Annotated in this window: 6 protein-coding genes; all 6 read left to right on the top strand. The window is 74.5% G+C overall.

Annotation, left to right across the window (positions count from 1 at the left end; all coding sequences use genetic code 11):
- Positions 1-233 precede the first annotated feature (233 nt).
- Genes VA596_RS12510 through VA596_RS12485 form a run of 6 tightly spaced genes read left to right on the top strand, consistent with a single transcriptional unit; the run spans position 234 to position 17,406 of the window.
- Positions 234-1,268 carry a 3-oxoacyl-ACP synthase III family protein gene (locus VA596_RS12510; RefSeq protein WP_323326434.1) on the top strand — a complete coding sequence of 345 codons (1,035 nt, stop codon included), beginning with the start codon at positions 234-236 and terminating at the stop codon, positions 1,266-1,268.
- Positions 1,265-3,136, top strand: coding sequence for an HAD-IIIC family phosphatase (locus VA596_RS12505; protein ID WP_323326432.1), 1,872 nt, complete (start codon positions 1,265-1,267; stop codon positions 3,134-3,136). The genes VA596_RS12510 and VA596_RS12505 overlap by 4 nt, the downstream gene beginning before the upstream one ends.
- Positions 3,133-3,360, top strand: coding sequence for an acyl carrier protein (locus VA596_RS12500; protein ID WP_323326430.1), 228 nt, complete (start codon positions 3,133-3,135; stop codon positions 3,358-3,360). The genes VA596_RS12505 and VA596_RS12500 overlap by 4 nt, the downstream gene beginning before the upstream one ends.
- Positions 3,357-4,133 carry a 2-oxo acid dehydrogenase subunit E2 gene (locus VA596_RS12495; RefSeq protein ID WP_323326428.1) on the top strand — a complete coding sequence of 259 codons (777 nt, stop codon included), beginning with the start codon at positions 3,357-3,359 and terminating at the stop codon, positions 4,131-4,133. The genes VA596_RS12500 and VA596_RS12495 overlap by 4 nt, the downstream gene beginning before the upstream one ends.
- Complete coding sequence (locus VA596_RS12490) at positions 4,130-5,221, top strand: alpha/beta hydrolase (protein WP_323326426.1); 1,092 nt, start codon at positions 4,130-4,132, stop codon at positions 5,219-5,221. Before VA596_RS12495 ends, VA596_RS12490 begins: the two co-directional genes overlap by 4 nt.
- Positions 5,222-5,256: 35 nt before the next feature.
- The gene (locus VA596_RS12485; protein WP_323326424.1) at positions 5,257-17,406 is read left to right on the top strand and encodes an SDR family NAD(P)-dependent oxidoreductase; all 12,150 of its coding nucleotides are present in this window, start codon (positions 5,257-5,259) and stop codon (positions 17,404-17,406) included.
- Positions 17,407-17,409 lie beyond the last annotated feature (3 nt).

Raw genomic sequence — 17,409 nt, 5'->3', positions numbered from 1 at the left:
CGCCGAGGACGGTAGGCAGGGCGGCGGCCCCGCGGCAACGCGGCTTTAGCACGCCATCAGTGCCGCCTTGCCGGGCCGAAACCCCCGGCCCCGCAACGGGCTTCCCGCGATCCGGGCGCTGAAGACAGCTTTTGGGGTGCCTTTAGGACGCCGCCGACCATGGAAGGGGTGCGGCGCTCACCCGCGCCGGGAAACCGACACCGGTCCCCGAGGGACCGGGAAGGGAGCACGACGTGGACATCCGGGTCCTGTCGGCCGGGACCGCGTTGCCCGGCCCACCCGTGAGCAACGCCGCGCTGGCCGCCCGCTTCGGCATGGACACCCTGTGGGAGCAGTGGGTCGACGCCTTCATCGGCACCCGCCACCGCCACCTGGCCCTGGACCTCGAAACCGGCGGGCAGGAGCACTCGCTGGCCGATCTCGGCACCGAGGCGGGCCGCGAGGCGCTGGCACGAGCGGAAATCACACCGTCCGAAGTGGACCTGGTGGTGCTGAGCACCGCGACCCCCGACGCCCTGATGCCCGCCACCGTCAACGTGATCGCCGACCGGCTCGGCATCGACGGGGTCACCACCCTGCAGCTGCAGGCCGGCTGTTCCGGCGCCGTGCAGGCGCTCGACACCGCGCGGCAGCTGCTGCTCGCCGGGCGGCACCGGACCGCGCTGGTGCTGGGCGGCGAGGTGCTGGCCCGGTTCTACGACCTGTCGGCCGACCTCGGCGGCCTGCCGCCGGAGCAGCTGGTGAACTTCGTGCTCTTCGGCGACGGGGCCGGCGCGGCGGTGCTCACCACCCGCGACGTGCCGGGCGCGGTCTCGCTCGTCACCAGCATGACCCGGCTGGAGGGCCTCGGCCACGAGCCGGGCGCGACGCTGGAGTGGTTCGGGCCGGTCGACCGCGACTCCGGGCGGGTGCCCGCGAGCGAGGACTACAAGGCGATCGAGCGGCGCGTCCCGCTGATGGCGGGCGCCACCGTGGACGGCCTGCTGGACGAACTGGACTGGAAGGACAGCGAGGTCGACTACCTGCTGCCGCCGCAGCTGTCCGGGCGGATGTCCGACCGGATCTCCCGGCACCTCGCCGACCACCACGGCTTGGCCGCGGCGCACACCGTCAACTGCGTCGACGAAACCGGCAACAACGGCAACGGGCTGGTGTACTTCCAGCTGGAGCGCGCCCTGGACCGGCTCGCCGAGGGCGACCGCGCGCTGGGCGTGTCGATCGAGTCGAGCAAGTGGATCCGCGCCGGTTTCGCGCTGGAGCGCCGGTGAACGGCCTGGGCGGGGTGCGGGACCTGGCCCGGGACGGGCAGCTGGCGCTCCGCTGGCCGGAGGTCCGGAAGCTCCTGTGTGGACTGTCCACGGAGGACCTCGAACGCGCCGGCCGGCTGCTCACCCGCGTCTCGCCCGAAGACGTCCTCGCCGCGCATCCGGACGTGCCGGTGGTGCGGGTGGCGATCACCGGGCACGGCACGGTGTCGCCGGTCGTGCCGCCGCTCGCGGCGGAACTGGCCCGTCACGGGCTGCTGCTGGACGCGCACGTCGGCGCGTTCGACTCCTACGTGTTCGACCTGACCGACCCGGCGAGCGACCTGTATGCGCACCGCCCGGACCTCGTGCTCTGCCCGCTGGACCCGGAGATCGTGACCGGCGAGCTGCCCGTGCCGTGGCGGGCCGCCGACGCGGAAACCGTGCTGGACGCCAAGATCGGCCTGCTGGAGGACCTGGCCCGGCGCCACGCCGCCCACGGCGGCGGGGTGCTGGTGTTCACCACCCTGCCGCTGCCCGGCGCGATCGCGGGCCAGCTGGTCGACCAGCGCTCGCGCGCCCGGCTCGGCGCCGCGTGGCGGCGGGCCAACGCGCGCCTGCTCGACCTCACCGCGGAGCTGGCTTCGGTGTCCGTGATCGACGTCGACCCGCTGCTGGCCGAGGGCATCCCGGCGGAGGACGCGCGGCTCGGCCGCTACACGAAGACCCACCTCTCCCCCGCGCTGCTGACGCGCCTGGCCCGCGAAGCCGGGCACCTCGCCCGGTACGTCACCGGGTCGGTGAAGAAGTGCCTCGCGGTGGACCTGGACGAGACGCTGTGGGGCGGTGTCCTCGGCGACGACGGCCTGGAGGGCATCGAGGTCGGCGACACACCCCGCGGTGAGGCGTTCCGGTCGTTCCAGCGGGTGGTCAAGCAGCTCGGTTCGCAGGGCGTGCTCGTCGCCGCGGTGAGCAAGAACGACGGCGACCTGGTGCACCGGGCGTTCACCGAGCACCCCGGGATGCTCCTGCGCAAGGACGACTTCGTCCGCGTGGTCGCGAACTGGCAGCCGAAGCACGACAACCTGCTTGCCCTGGCCGCCGACCTCAACATCGCCGCCGACGCCACCGTGTTCGCCGACGACTCCAGCTTCGAATGCGGGCTGGTGCGCCACGAGCTGCCGGGGGTGGCGGTCGTGCAGCTGGACGACGAACCCGCGCTGCACGGCGAAAAGCTTTTCGCGGACAACTGGTTCACCGTGCGCGAGCTGACCGCCACCGACCGGGAGCGGCCCTCGATGTACCGGCAGGAGCTGCGGCGCCGCGACTTCCTGGACTCGTTCGACTCGCTGGCCGACTACCTCGCCGGGCTCGGCGTCGTGGTCGAGCTCGCGCCGGTCACCACGAAGGACGTGCCGCGGATCTCTCAGATCACGTTGCGCACCAACCAGTTCAACCTCACGACGGTCCGGCTGCAGCAGGACGAGGTGCAGCGCCGCGCGGCCGACCCGGAGCTGGCGACGCTGGCCATCCGCAGCTCCGACCGCTTCGGCGACAACGGCACCGTGGGCGCGATCTTCCTGCGGCGCGGCGGCGGCACGCTGCACATCGACAACTTCCTGCTCAGCTGCCGGGTGTTCAGCCGGGGGGTGGAGGACACGTGCCTCGCGGCGGTGCTGGCGCACGCCGCGGCCACCGGCGCGACCGCCGTGTCCGGCACCTACCGGCCGAGCCCGAAGAACGGCAAGGTCGCCGATTTCTACCTCCGGCACGGCTTCACCGCCGCGGGCGAGACCGGCGGCGCGCAGGTGTTCACGCACGACCTGACCGAGCTCCCGGCGCCGCCGGGGCACGTGCGGCTGGTCGACGGACTGGCGGAGGGAAGGGCATGAACGGAATCGGGGACTTCATCACCCTGCTGCGGGACGAGCTGGGGATCCCGGTGGAGGAGGCGGACGTGCACCGTGACCTCGACGAGGTGGCGGGCTGGGACTCGGTGCACCTGCTCGTGGTGCTCTCCAGCCTGGAACGCGTCACCGGCCGGCGCATGTCGCTGCCGCACGCGCTGGAGGCCCGGACCCTGGACCGGCTCTACGCGCTGACGGTGAGCGCATGAACGTCCGGCCGCTGCCGGCCCAGCGCCGGCACACCCTGTACCTGCAGGAACAGCTCCGCGCGTTCTCGCCGGTGTTCCTGGACACCGAGGTCGACATGTCCGCGGTCCGGGCGCACCGCGCGGCCGGCGGACGCCGGATCTCCACGGTGACCCACGTGCTGCACGCGGCCGCCCGGGTGCTCGCCGCGCACCCCGACGCGAACGCCGCGCTGTCCGGGCGCGTCTCGCCCCGGATCGCGCGGTTCTCGACGGTCAGCGGGAAGCTGACCCTGGACAAGACCCTCGCCGGGCAGCGGGTCGTGCTCGCCGCGGTGCTGCCGGACCTCGACCGGCTCGAGCTCGGCGAGATCCAGGCGCTCGTGGAGCGCCACCGCGACGCCGACCCGGAGACCGACCCGGCGTTCGCGAAGCTGCGGGCCCTGCACCGCGTCCCGCCCGTGGTGGGGCGGCTGCTGTTCCGGCTGGCCGGGCGCTCGCTGGCCGAGCGGCCGGCGATGGCGGGCACCTTCGCCGTGACGTCGCTGGGACACCGGCCCGTACACGGCTTCCACTCCGTCGGCGGCACCACGATCACCTTCGGCGTCGGGCAGGTCACCGACCGGCCCGTGGTCCGGGACGGCGCCGTCGTGGTGGCGCCGGTGCTGCGGCTGAACCTGACGTTCGACCACCGGGTGCTCGACGGCGCGGAGGCCGCCGACGTGCTCACGGAGGTCAAGGACCGCCTCGAGAAGGTGCCCGACGCCGCCACCTGGCCCGGGGCGGTGACGGCGTGAACGACGTCCGGGAGCTGAAGCAGTACGTGTGGGCGCACGCGCGCGCCCAGGGCGTACCGCTGAGCCACTACGAGGACCTGCTGTCGCGCATCACGTCCGATGTGGACGGTGCGGACGGGTCGTGGACCCGGGAGTGGGTACGCGCGGGCGAAGCGCTGGAACGCGACGGGAAGCTGCTGGAGGCCGTCCAGTACTACAACCTGGCCCGGTTCCCGTTCGTCGCGGGACCGGACCGGGCGGACGCGCTGGTGCGGTGCGTGGCGGCGTTCGACCGCTGGCGCCGGGAGGCGGGCGGCATCGAGCGCGTCGAGGTCGACACGCCGTCGGGCCGGTTCGGCGCCTGGGGCACCGGACTGTCCACTCGCGACAGGAAGCCGCTGCTGGTGTTCACGGGCGGCATCGTGAGCATCAAGGAGCAGTGGGCTCCGCTGCTGCCCGTGCTGCGGAAGCTCGGCGTCGCGGCGATCGCGGCCGAGCTGCCCGGCGTCGGGGAGAACCCGCTCCCCTACGACGACAAGAGCCACCGGCTGTTCTCCGACCTGCTCGACGCCGTCGCCGACCGCGCGGACGTGGCGCGGACGCACCTGCTGCCGCTGAGCTTCAGCGGGCACCTGGCGCTGCGCTGCGCGCTGGGCGACGAGCGGATCCGCGGCCTGGTCACCGTCGGCGCCCCGCTGCGGGAGTTCTTCACCGATCCCGCGTGGTGGGCGTCGCTGCCCCGGCTCACGGTCGACACCCTCGTCCACCTCACCGGGGTCCCCGAAGCGGGACTGCAGGACCACCTGCGTGGCTGGGCGCTCACCACGGAAGAAATCGCGTCGCTGCGCCTTCCGGTCGGCTACGTCGCCTGCTCCCGCGACGAGATCATCCCGCCCGGCGACCCGGCCCTGCTGCGCGAACACGCCCGCGAGCCGCACGTCGTCGAGTTCGACGACGTGCACGGCGCCCCGGAGCATTCGCGGGAGATGCAGGCCTGGGCGTTGCTGACCACGCTCCGGATGCTCGGCGGGCGCCGGGTGCCGCGCGCGCTGTTCGGCACCGTCCTGGCCGGGCAGCGCCTGCGGCGGCTGCTCCGTTCCCGGGCCTGAACCCCCTTCCCCCGACCCCGAGAGGCTGACGCCGCATGGCCGCCACCGAGGACAAGCTCCGCGACTACCTCAAACGTGTCACCAACGACCTCGCCCGGACGCGCAAGCAGCTGCAGGACGCGGAGTCGGCGAAGCACGAACCGATCGCCGTCGTGGGCATGGGCTGCCGGTATCCGGGTGGAGTCCGCTCGCCGGAGGACCTGTGGCGGGTGGTGGCCGGCGGGGTGGACGCGATCAGCGAGTTCCCGGTGAACCGCGGCTGGGACCTGGAGCACCTGTTCGACCCGGATCCTTCTCACGCGGGGACGGTGACGTCGCGGTTCGGGGGGTTCCTGCACGACGCGGCGGGTTTCGACGCGGAGTTCTTCGGGATCAGCCCGCGTGAAGCGCTGGCGATGGATCCGCAACAGCGGCTGCTGCTGGAGACCACCTGGGAAGCGCTGGAGTACGGCGGAATCGTGCCGTCGACGCTGAAGGGCAGCCGGACCGGCGTCTTCACCGGCGTCATGTACAACGACTACGCCTCGCGCCTGCAGCCGATGCCGCCGTCGTTCGAGGGTTACCTCGGCACGGGCAGCGCCGGCAGCGTGGCGTCCGGGCGGGTGGCCTACACCTTCGGCTTCGAGGGTCCCGCGGTGAGCGTGGACACGGCGTGTTCGTCGTCGCTGGTGGCGATGCACCTCGCAGGACAGGCGTTGCGGGGTGGCGAGTGCGACCTGGCGGTGGCCGGTGGGGTGACGGTGATGGCCACGCCGAACACGTTCATCGAGTTCTCCCGCCAGCGCGGCCTCGCCTCCGACGGCCGCTGCAAGGCCTTCGGCGACAGCGCCGACGGCACCGGCTGGAGCGAGGGCGCGGGCATGCTCGTGCTGGAACGGCTGTCCGACGCCCAGCGCAACGGGCACACCGTGCTCGGTCTCGTCCGCGGCACCGCCGTCAACCAGGACGGCACGACGAGCCAGTTGTCGGTGCCCAACGGCCCGTCCCAGCAGCGGGTCATCCGCGCCGCCCTCGCGGACGCCGGCCTCGGACCGTCCGATGTGGACGTCGTGGAGGCGCACGGCACCGGGACCCGGCTCGGCGACCCGATCGAAGCCCAGGCCCTGCAAGCGGTCTACGGGGCCGCACGCCGGGCGGAGTCGCCGGTGTGGCTGGGATCGCTGAAGTCGAACGTGGGTCACACCCAGGCCGCCGCCGGGGTCGGCGGCGTCATCAAGATGCTCCTCGCCATGCGCCACGGAGTACTGCCCGCCACCCTGCACGCCGGGGTGCGGTCGAGCCACGTCGACTGGGACGACACCGTCGCCCTGCTCACCCAAGCACGACCATGGGACTCGGACACCCGGCGAGCCGGAATTTCCTCCTTCGGGATCTCCGGCACCAACGCCCACCTGATCCTCGAACAACCCCCGGCACCCGACCCTGCCGAACCCACCAGCCCAGCACCGGTGCTCGTCTCGGCCACCACCCCCGAAGCCGTCGAACACCAACTCGACCGGCTCCGCGACCGCGACGACGTCGCCTCCACCTTCGCCTACGGACGCACCGAATTCCCCTACCGCTCCGCCATCATCGGCGGCACAGCCCTGCCCGTCCAACACGCCGGGAACGTGCGACTGGGCATGATGTTCACCGGCCAGGGCTCCCAATGGACCGGCATGGGCAAAACCCTCTACGACACCTACCCGATCTTCGCCGAAACCATCGACCGGCTGTGCGCGAAATTCGGCCGGGACCTGCGGGAAGCGATGTTCACCACTCCGGACCTGGTGAACCACACCCGGTACACGCAGCCTGCGTTGTTCACGCTCGAAGTCGCCTTGTACCGGTTGCTGGACCTGCAACCCGAAGTCCTCATCGGACACTCCCTCGGCGAGATCACGGCCGCCCACCTCGCCGGTGTCCTGGACGAGGACGACGCGGTCTGGCTGGTCACGGCCCGGGCGCGGCTGATGGACTCGGTCACCACGCCCGGCGCCATGACCACGCTCGACATGACCGAAGACCAAGCCCGCGAATTGCTCACCCCGGGCCTGTCCATCGCCGCCGTCAACACCCCCACCTCCGTGGTTGTCTCCGGCGATGTGGCGGACATCGAAGCGCTGCAAGGCAAACGACTGCGGGTGTCACACGCCTTCCACTCCGCCCACCTCGACCCGATCCTCGACCAGTTCGCGAAGGTCGCGCGGGAGCTGACCTACTACGAACCCCGGATCCCGGTCATCACCAACCTCACCGGCGACGTCGCCACCACCCTCACCGACCCCCAGCACTGGGTCGACCACCTCCGCGGCACCGTCCGCTTCGCCGACGGCATCACCACCATGGCCAAGCTGGGCGTCACCGACGTCGTCGAAATCGGCCCGCACCCCGCCCTCACCCCGTTGCTCGACCACACCGGCCTCGCCACCCACAGCCTCCTGCGCCGCAACACCGACACCACCGAACACCTCCAGACCGCCGCCGCCACCCTCTGGACGCGCGGCACCGGCAAACCCCGCCACCTCATCCCGCGCACCGCGGCCCACCCCGCCCCCACCTACCCCTTCCAGCGCCGCGACCACTGGCTCCACCCCGTCCCCCAGGCCGCCACCGGGCACGCGCATCCCCTCCTGCACACCACCCTCGGCCTCGCCACCACCGACGAACACGTCCTCACCGGCACCCTCTCCCCGGCCACCCACCCCTGGCTCGCCGACCACACCGTGCTCGGCGCCACCCTCCTGCCCGGCACCGCCCTCCTCGACCTCGCCCTGCACGCCGGCGCCGAGACCGGCTGCCCCCGCGTGGCGGAGCTGACGCTGGAGCGCGCCCTCCGGATCGACGAGCCGGTCCGGATCCAGGTCGCCGTCGGCGAACCCGGCGACAGCGGGCGCCGTCCCGTCTCGATCCACTCCGCGGCCGGTGACGGCCCCTGGACCCGTCACGCCACCGGAACCCTGGCCCCCGACGCGACACCCGGCACCTGGCAGCCGGATGCCTGGCCACCGGCCGGAGCCACCGAGATCGACCTCGACGGGCACTACGACGACCTCGAAGCGCGGGGCTACCACTACGGTCCCGCCTTCCGCGGCCTCCAGGCGGCCTGGCGCGACGGCGACGACGTCTACGCCGAAGTCGCCCTGGCCGAGTCCCTTGTGGACGATGCCGCCCACTGCGTCGTCCACCCGGCGCTGCTGGACTCCGCGTTGCACGCCGTCGCCGCGAGCAGCTCCCCGGACGCACCGCAGCGGCTGCCGTTCTCGTGGCAGGACGTGACGGTCGGCGAGCCCGGCGCCACCACCCTGCGCGTCAAGATCACCGGTACCGGCAAGGACGTCTTGTCGATCGCCCTGTCCGATGTGGACGGCACCGCCGTCGGCTCCGTCGGCGAGCTGCGGGTGCGCGAGGTCGCCGCCGAGCAGTTCGCCCCGAACGTCGCCGGCTCGCTGTTCACCCTCGACTGGCTCCCCGTCACCGACCTGCCGGCGCAGCCCGCCGAGGGGGTCGAGATCCACCGCCCGGAGCCGGTGGACGATCCCGTCGAGGCCACCACCGCGATCCTGGACACGCTGAAGACCTGGCTGGCCGGCAACGAGGGCGGACGGCTCGCCGTCGTCACCGAAAACGCCGTCCAGGCCCGTTCGGGAGAACACCTCCGGTCGCTCTCGGGTGCGGCCGTGTGGGGCGTGGTCCGCTCGGCGCAGCACGAACACCCGGACCGCCTCGTGCTGGTGGACGTCGACGGCAGCGAGGAGGCCGAGACCGCGCTTCCCGCCGCGCTCGCCACCGGTGAGCCGCAGCTCGCGGTCCGGGGCGGCGAGGTGCTCCTGGCCCGCCTGGGCCGGCTCGGCGCGGCCGGCCGGACGCTGCCCGTGCCGGCCGGGCCGTGGCGGCTGGGGGTCACGGCGAAGGGCACGCTGGACAACCTCGCGTTCGTCCCCGCGCCGGAATCGGACGAACCCCTGCTGCCGCACCAGATCCGCCTCGGCGTGCGGGCGGCCGGCCTGAACTTCCGCGACGTCCTGATCGCGCTCGGCGTCTACCCCGGCGAGGAAGCCGTCATCGGCGGCGAGGCGGCCGGGGTGGTGCTGGAGGTCGGGTCCGGGGTCACCGGGGTGGCCGCCGGCGACCGGGTGTTCGGGCTCGTGCCCGGCGCGGCCGGCCCGGTCGCGGTCACCGACCACCGGCTCGTCACGCGGCTCCCGCGGGGCTGGACGTTCGCCGAGGCCGCCGTCGTTCCCGTGGTGTTCCTGACGGCCTACTACGGGCTGAAGGACCTCGCCGGGGTCGAGGCCGGGCGGACGCTGCTCGTGCACTCGGCGGCGGGCGGCGTCGGGATGGCCGCGCTCCAGCTCGCCCGGCACTGGGGCGTCGAGACGTTCGGCACGGCGAGCGCGGGGAAGGTCCCGGTGCTGCGTGCGCTCGGCGTGCCCGAGGACCATCTCGCGTCCTCGCGCACCCTGGACTTCGAGGAGCGCTTCCGGGAGGTGACCGGCGGGCGCGGCGTGGACGTCGTGCTGAACTCCCTCGCCGGGGACTTCGTCGACGCGTCATTGCGGCTGCTGCCCCGCGGCGGCCACTTCCTGGAGATGGGCAAGACCGACCTCCGCGACGCCGGTGACGTGGCCGCCGCGCACGAAGGCGTGGCGTACCGCGCGTTCGACCTCCAGGCCGACGCGCCGCCGGAGCGGGTCCAGGAGATGCTGCGTGATCTCGTGCGGTTGTTCGAGGCGGGGGTGCTGCACCGGCTCCCCGTGACCGCGTGGGACGTCCGGGAGGCGCCCGAGGCGTTCCGGTTCTTCCGGGAGGCGCGGCACGTCGGCAAGCTCGCGCTGACCGTGCCGCGGGCGCTGCGCGACAGCACCGGCGGGACCTACGTCATCACCGGCGGCACCGGTGGCCTCGGTGCGGCGCTGGCGTCGCACCTCGTGCGGACGCACGGGGTCCGTGACCTGCTTCTCCTCAACCGGCGCGGCCTCGACGCCCCCGGCGCCCCGGAACTGCTCGACGAACTCACCCAAGCCGGGGCGCAGGTGCGCATCCGCGCCTGCGACCTCACCAACCTCGACGACCTCATCGCCGCACTCGAGAACCTCGACATCCGAGCCGTCATCCACACCGCCGGAGTCCGCCACGACGCCCTGCTGACCGACCAAACCGCCGAGACCACCGCCACGGTCCTCGCCCCCAAGACGACCGCGGCGCACCACCTCCACACCCTCACCCGGCACCACGACCTCGACCACTTCATCCTCTTCTCCTCCCTCGCCGCCACCCTCGGCAACCCCGCCCAAACCACCTACGCCGCCGCCAACAACCACCTCAACGCCCTCGCCCAAAACCGCCACACCGAAGGACTTCCCGCCCTCTCCCTCAACTGGGGGCTCTGGACGGGCGCCGGGATGGGGGCGGACCTGGACGAGGCCTCGGCCGCGCGGCTGTCGCGGACCGGTGTCGCGCCGATCACCCCGGACCAGGGCCTCGCCCTGTTCGACGCCGCGCTGGACGCGCACCGCGCGGTCGTGGTGCCGGCCCCGCTGGACGTCCCGGCGCTGCAGGCACTGGCCGCGCGCGACAGCCTGCCGTCCGTCCTGCGTGGACTGGTGCGCACCCCCGCCCGGCACCGACGACGGCGGAAGAGCAGCACGCGCCTGGCGGCGGCGAACGGGGCGGAGCGCCGCGAGCTGGTGCTCGGCCTGGTGGCGGAGGAGGTCGCGGGCGTGCTCGGTTACGAGTCGCCGCAGACCCTGCCGTCCGGGAAGCCGTTCGTGGAACTGGGTTTCGACTCGCTCACCGCGATCGAGCTGCGCAACCGGCTGGCCACCGCGACCGGGCTGACGCTGCCGTCCACGCTGGTCTTCGACCACCCCACCCCCGAGGCGCTGGCCCGGTTCGTCGAGGACCTGCTCGCGCCCGAGGCCCCGGCCGCGGACCCGGTGCCCGCCGCAACCGCGGCCCCGGCGGACGAGCCGATCGCGGTCGTCGGCATCGGCTGCCGCTTCCCCGGCGGGGTCCGGTCCCCCGAGGACCTGTGGCGGCTGCTCGCCACCGGCACCGACGCGATCACCGAGTTCCCCGGCAACCGCGGCTGGGACCTCGACGCGCTCTACGACCCGGACCCGGACCACCCCGGCACCAGCTACACCCGCCACGGCGGGTTCCTGCACGACGCCGACCGGTTCGACGCGGAGTTCTTCGGCATGAACCCGCGCGAGGCTCGGGCCGCCGACCCCCAGCAGCGCGTGCTGCTCGAGACGGTGTGGGAGTCGCTGGAGCGCGCCGGGATCGTGCCGGACACCCTGCGCGGCAGCCGGACCGGCGTGTTCGTCGGCACCAGCTCCACCGACTACGCGGCGGTCGCGGACGCCGCCGTCGAGCACACCGAGGGCTACCGCCTCACCGGCACCTCGGCCAGCATCCTGTCCGGCCGCGTCTCCTACACCTACGGCCTGGAGGGACCGGCGGTCAGCGTCGACACCGCCTGCTCGTCGTCGCTGGTCGCGATCCACCTCGCCGCGCAGGCGCTGCGGCAGGGCGAGTGCACGCTGGCGCTCGCGGGCGGCGTTTCGGTGCTGGCCACCCCGACGATCTTCACCGAGTTCAGCCGCCAGCGCGGGCTCGCCGCCGACGGGCGGGCGAAACCGTTCTCGGCCGAGGCCGACGGCACGAACTGGAGCGAGGGCTCGGCCGTGCTGGTGCTGGAGCGGCTGTCCGACGCGCGGCGCAACGGGCACCCCGTCGTCGGCGTGATCCGGGGTTCCGCGGTGAACCAGGACGGCGCCTCGAACGGCCTGACCGCCCCGAACGGCCCGTCGCAGCAGCGGGTGATCCGCGCCGCGCTCGCCGGGGCGGGGGTCGATCCGTCCGAAGTGGACGCCGTGGAGGCGCACGGCACCGGCACCCCGCTCGGCGACCCGATCGAAGCCCAGGCGGTGCAGGCGGTCTACGGGCCCGCGCACGCGCCGGAGTCGCCGCTGTGGCTGGGTTCGCTGAAGTCGAACCTCGGGCACACCCAGGCCGCCGCGGGCGTCGGCGGCGTGATCAAGATGCTGCTCGCGCTCGCCCACGAACAGCTGCCGCCGACCCTGCGCTCGCAGCCGCCCAGCCCGCACGTCGACTGGGACGGCACCGTCGCCCTGCTCGACGAGCCCCGGCCGTGGCCGCGCACCGGCCGCCCGCGCCGGGCCGGCGTGTCGTCGTTCGGCATGAGCGGCACCAACGCCCACCTCATCGTCGAAGAGGCACCCGCGGCTCCCGAGCCGCCCGAGGTGCCGGCCGGTCCCGTGTCGTGGGTGCTCAGCGGCCGGACCGAGGCAGCGCTGCGAGACCAGGCTCGCACCCTGCTCACAGCGACGCCGGACGCGAGCCCGTACGAGATCGGCCACGCGCTCGCCGGCCGGGCGGCGTTCGACCACCGCGCGGTGCTCGTCGGCAGCGAGCCCGCGGAGTTCACCGGCGCGCTGACCGCGCTCGCCCGCGGCGGCAGCGCGCCGAACCTCGTGGCGGGCCGCATGACGGCCCGGCAGGCGCCGGTCTTCGTCTTTCCCGGGCAGGGCTCGCAGTGGGCCGGGATGGCGCTGGATCTGCTGGACACGCGTCCGGTGTTCGCCGAGCGGATGACGGAGTGCGCGACCGCGTTGAGCAACTACGTCGGCTGGGACCTGTTCGCGGTGCTGCGCGGTGACGACGGAGCGCCCACCCTGGACGAGGTCGACGTCGTGCAGCCGGTGCTGTTCGCCGTGCTCGTCTCGCTCGCGGCGCTGTGGGAGGCGGCGGGCGTGGTCCCGGCGGCGGTGATCGGGCATTCGCAGGGCGAGATCGCGGCCGCGTGCGTGGCGGGCGTGCTCTCGCTCGACGACGCCGCCCGCGTGGTGGCCCGGCGCAGCCAGGTGATCCGCGACACCCTCGCCGGGCACGGCGGCATGCTGTCGGTGGCCCGGCCCGTGGCCGAGGTGCGCGAGCTGCTGACCGGCGACCTGGCCGTGGCGGCGGTGAACGGCCCGTCGGCGGTCGTGGTCTCCGGTTCGCCCGGTGATCTCGACGCGCTGGCGGAGCGCTGTGCCACGGGCGGCATCCGGCACCGGCGCATCCGCGTGGACTACGCCTCGCACTCCGCGCACGTGGACCGCGTGCGCGACCGGCTCGCCGAAGTGCTGGCGGAGGTGCGCCCGCGGGAGGGCACCGTGCCGTTTCTGTCCACTGTGGATGGTCATGTCGGCGAGCCCGGGCGGGCCGACGCCGGGTACTGGTTCGAGAACCTGCGCGGCACGGTGCGGTTCGAGGACGCGGTCCGGCGGCTGCTGGACGCCGGGCACGACCTGTTCGTGGAGGTCAGCCCGCACCCCGTGCTCGTGCCCGGCATCGAGGACACGGCCGAGGCGGCGGGCGCCGAGCCGGCCGCGGTGCTCGGCACCCTGCGCCGCGACCACGGCGGCCCGGCGGAGTTCCTGCTCGCGCTGGGCCGGCTGGAGCTGTGCGGGCGGCCGGTGGACCGGGACTGGCCCGGCGACCCGGCGCGCCCGCTCGCCCTGCCCACCTACGCGTTCCAGGCCGAGCGGTTCTGGGCGGAGCCGGGGGCGGGCCGCACCCGCGACGTCCGCTCCGCGGGCCTCGCCCCGGCCGCGCACCCGCTGCTGGCCGCGACGACCACGGTGGCGAGCACGGGCGAAACCGTGTTTTCCGGCCGGGTCCCGGCGCGCGGCTGGCTCGCCGACCACGTCGTGCGCGGCCGCGTGCTGCTGCCCGGCACCGCGCTGCTGGACCTGGCGCTGTGGGCGGGCCACCGGACCGGCTGCGCGGGCGTCGAGGAGCTGACGCTGGAGACGCCGCTGGTCCTGCCGGAGAAGGACGGTGCCGCGATCCAGGTGGTCGTCGGCGAGCCCGGCGACGACGGGCGCCGCGCGGTGTCGGTCTATTCGGACAGCGACGAGACCGGCTGGACCCGGCACGCGGCGGGCACGCTCACCCCGCTGGCCACCGCGGCACCTGATCCCCTCGCCTGGCCGCCCGACGGCGCCGAGCCGCTCGCGCTCGACGGGCTCCACGACGAGTTGGCCGCGATCGGGCTGGAGTACGGCGCGGCCTTCCGCGGCCTGCGCGCGGCCTGGCGGCTCGGGGACGACCTGTTCGCCGAGGTCACGGCCCCTGAGGGGGTCGAGCCCGGCGACGGCCACGTGCTCCACCCGGCGCTGCTGGACGCGGCCCTGCACGCGCTCGGCCTCGCCGGGGACCTGGCCGGGGTGCGGCTGCCCTTCACATGGCAGGGCGTCGTGGCGCACGCCGCCGGGGCGGGCGTCCTGCGGGTCCGGCTGACCCGCCGGGGCGAGGACGCCGTCGCACTGTCCGTTGTGGACGCGGCCGGGGCGCCGGTGGCCACGGTGGACTCCCTCGTCGTCCGCCCGCTGCCCGGCGGCGGGCCCCTCGTCTCCGACGCCCTCCACCGCCTCCACTGGACGACGCTGTCCACCGAGTCCTCCGAGTCCATTGAGGACGGTGGGTTCGAGGTCGAGGACGTCTCGGCGTTCGGCGCGGACCTGGACGTCCCCGCCCGCACCCACGCCCTCACCCGGCACGTCCTGGAGCGCCTGCGCGACCGGCTGGCCGACGACCGGGCGGACACGACGCTGGTGTTCCGCACGCGGGGCGCGGTCGCGGCCCATCCCCTCGACGGCGGGCCCGACCCGGCGCAGGCCGCCGTGTGGGGGCTGGTGCGCTCGGCCCAGTCCGAGGCACCGGGCCGGTTCGCGCTGGTCGACACCGACAACAGCGAAGCCGGCTTCGGCGCGGCGCTGCGGGCCGGGGAACCGCAGCTGGCGATCCGCCGCGGCGAGGTCCGCGCGGCCCGGCTCGTCCGGGTGACCGGGCAGGACGCGCTGCCCGTGCCCGCGGGTACGGACGTCTGGCGGCTGGCGACGCGGGCGAAGGGCGCCCTGGAGAACCTGGAGCTGGTCCCCTCCGGCGCGGACGGACCGCTGGCACCCGGTCAGGTCCGGATCGCGGTGCGGGCGGCCGGGCTGAACTTCCGCGACGTGCTCAACGCGCTCGACCTCTACCCCGGCGAGGCCGGGGAGCTCGGCCTGGAGGGCGCCGGGGTGGTCACCGAGGTCGGCCCCGGCGTGGCGGGCCTCGCCCCCGGCGACCGGGTGGCCGGGCTGTTCGCGGGCGGCTTCGGGCCGCTGGCGGTGGCCGACGCCCGCCTGGTCACCCGCATGCCCGAGGAGTGGTCCTTCGCGACCGCGGCGTCGGTGCCGGTGGTGTTCCTGACCGCGTGCTACGCGCTGAAGGAGCTGGCCGGGCTGCGGGCGGGCGAGCGGGTGCTGATCCACGCGGCCGCGGGCGGGGTCGGCCTGGCGGCCGTGCAGGTGGCGCGGCACTTCGGCGCCGAGGTCTACGCCACCGCGAGCCCCGGCAAGCACGGCGTCCTGCGCGGTCTCGGCCTGCCGGAGGACCACGTGGCCTCTTCGCGTGACCTCGGGTTCGAGGCCGCGTTCCTGGCCGCGACCGGCGGCGAGGGCGTGGACGTCGTGCTCGACTCGCTCGCCGGGGAGTTCGTCGACGCGTCGCTGCGGCTGCTGCCGCGCGGCGGGCGGTTCGTGGAGATGGGCAAGACCGACGTGCGGGACGCGGAAACCGTCGCGGCCGCGCACGAGGGCGTGCGGTACCAGGCGTTCGAGCTCATGGCGGCCGGGCCGGACCGGCTGCGGGAGCTGCTGGCGGAACTGGGCCCGCTCTTCGAGACCGGTGTCCTGCGGCCGGTGCGCACGACCGCCGCGGACGTCCGGCACGCGCCCGCCGCGTTCCGGTTCCTCAGCGGGGGCCGGCACACCGGCAAGGTGGTGCTCACGCTGCCGCGGCCGCTGCGGCCCGAGGGCACGGTGCTGGTCACCGGCGCCACGGGGGCGCTCGGTTCCCTCGTCGCCCGGCACCTGGTCACCGAGCACGGGGTGCGGCACCTGCTGCTGCTCAGCCGGAGCGGCCCGGACGCGCCGGGAGCGGCGGAGCTGGTTTCGCGGCTGGCCGAAGCCGGAGCCGAGGCCACGGTCGTCGCGTGCGACGCGGCCGACCGCGACGCGCTCGCCCGCGTCCTGGACGGCGTCCCGGCCGGGCACCCGCTGACCGCGGTGGTGCACGCCGCCGGGGTCCTCGACGACGCCGTGGTCACGTCGCTGACCGAGGACCAGCTCGCGAAGGTGCTGCGCCCCAAGGCCGACGCGGCCTGGCACCTGCACGAGCTGACCGCCGGGACGGACCTCGACGCGTTCGTGCTGTTCTCCTCCGCCGCCGGGGTGACCGGGAACCCCGGCCAGGGCAACTACGCCGCGGCCAACACGTTCCTCGACGCGCTGGCCGCCCGGCGCCGCGCGGCGGGCCTGCCCGCGGTCTCGCTCGCCTGGGGACTGTGGGCCGGCACCGGCGCGATGACCGGCGACCTGACCGGGCAGGACCGGGCGAGGCTGCGCCGCGGCGGCGTCGTGCCCCTGTCCGATGAGGACGGTCTGGCCCTGTTCGACCTGGCGCTGCGGCAGCCGGACGCGCTGGCCGTGCCGGCGCGGCTCGACCTCGCCGCGCTGCGCGACCGGCTCGACGAGCTGCCGCCGCTGTTCCGCGACCTGGTCCGGGCCCCGCGCCCGCTCGGCACGAGCTCCGCACCGGAGCCGGCCGCCGAGTCGTGGGCGGACCGCGTCCGGCGCGCCGGCCCGGAGCGGCAGCGGGAGCTGGCGACGGCGCTGGTCCGCGACGAGCTGGCGACCGTGCTCGGGCACACCGGCACCGGCAGCCTCACGGCCGGCGACCGGGCGTTCAAGGATCTCGGCCTGGATTCGCTGACCGCCGTGCAGCTGCGCAACCGGCTGCGGACGGTCACCGGGCTCCGCCTGTCCTCGACGGTGGTGTTCGACTTCCCCACCGCCGACGCGCTCACCGACCACCTGCTCGGGCAGGTCGCGGGGAACGCGGGCGAGGCGGCGCTGTCCGGGATCACGCGGCTGGAGCAGGCGCTCGCGGCCGTTCCCGCCGGAGACGGCGCCCGCGAGGAACTCGCCCAGCGCCTGCGCGACCTGCTCGCCGGGTTCGGCGCGCCACCACCATCGGAACAGGGCTCGCCCGTGCCCGGCGGGGTCCGCGACCGCATCGACCAGGCCGGCGCCGACGAGCTGTTCGCCCTCATCGAGGGCGGGCTCGGCCGGCCCGGCGCCCGCCACTGACCC

It is taken from the genome of Amycolatopsis heterodermiae (genome assembly GCF_034929455.1).
GTDB classification, from domain to species: domain Bacteria; phylum Actinomycetota; class Actinomycetes; order Mycobacteriales; family Pseudonocardiaceae; genus Amycolatopsis; species Amycolatopsis heterodermiae.
Note: the sequence above shows the minus strand (reverse complement) of the source record. Positions and strands in the feature narration are given on the sequence as shown.

Coding starts and splice junctions, on each gene's coding strand:
- VA596_RS12495 (WP_323326428.1), top strand. CDS start 3,357: ATGAACGTCCGGCCGCTGCCGGCCCAGCGCCGGCACACCCTGTACCTG.
- VA596_RS12485 (WP_323326424.1), top strand. CDS start 5,257: ATGGCCGCCACCGAGGACAAGCTCCGCGACTACCTCAAACGTGTCACC.
- VA596_RS12500 (WP_323326430.1), top strand. CDS start 3,133: ATGAACGGAATCGGGGACTTCATCACCCTGCTGCGGGACGAGCTGGGG.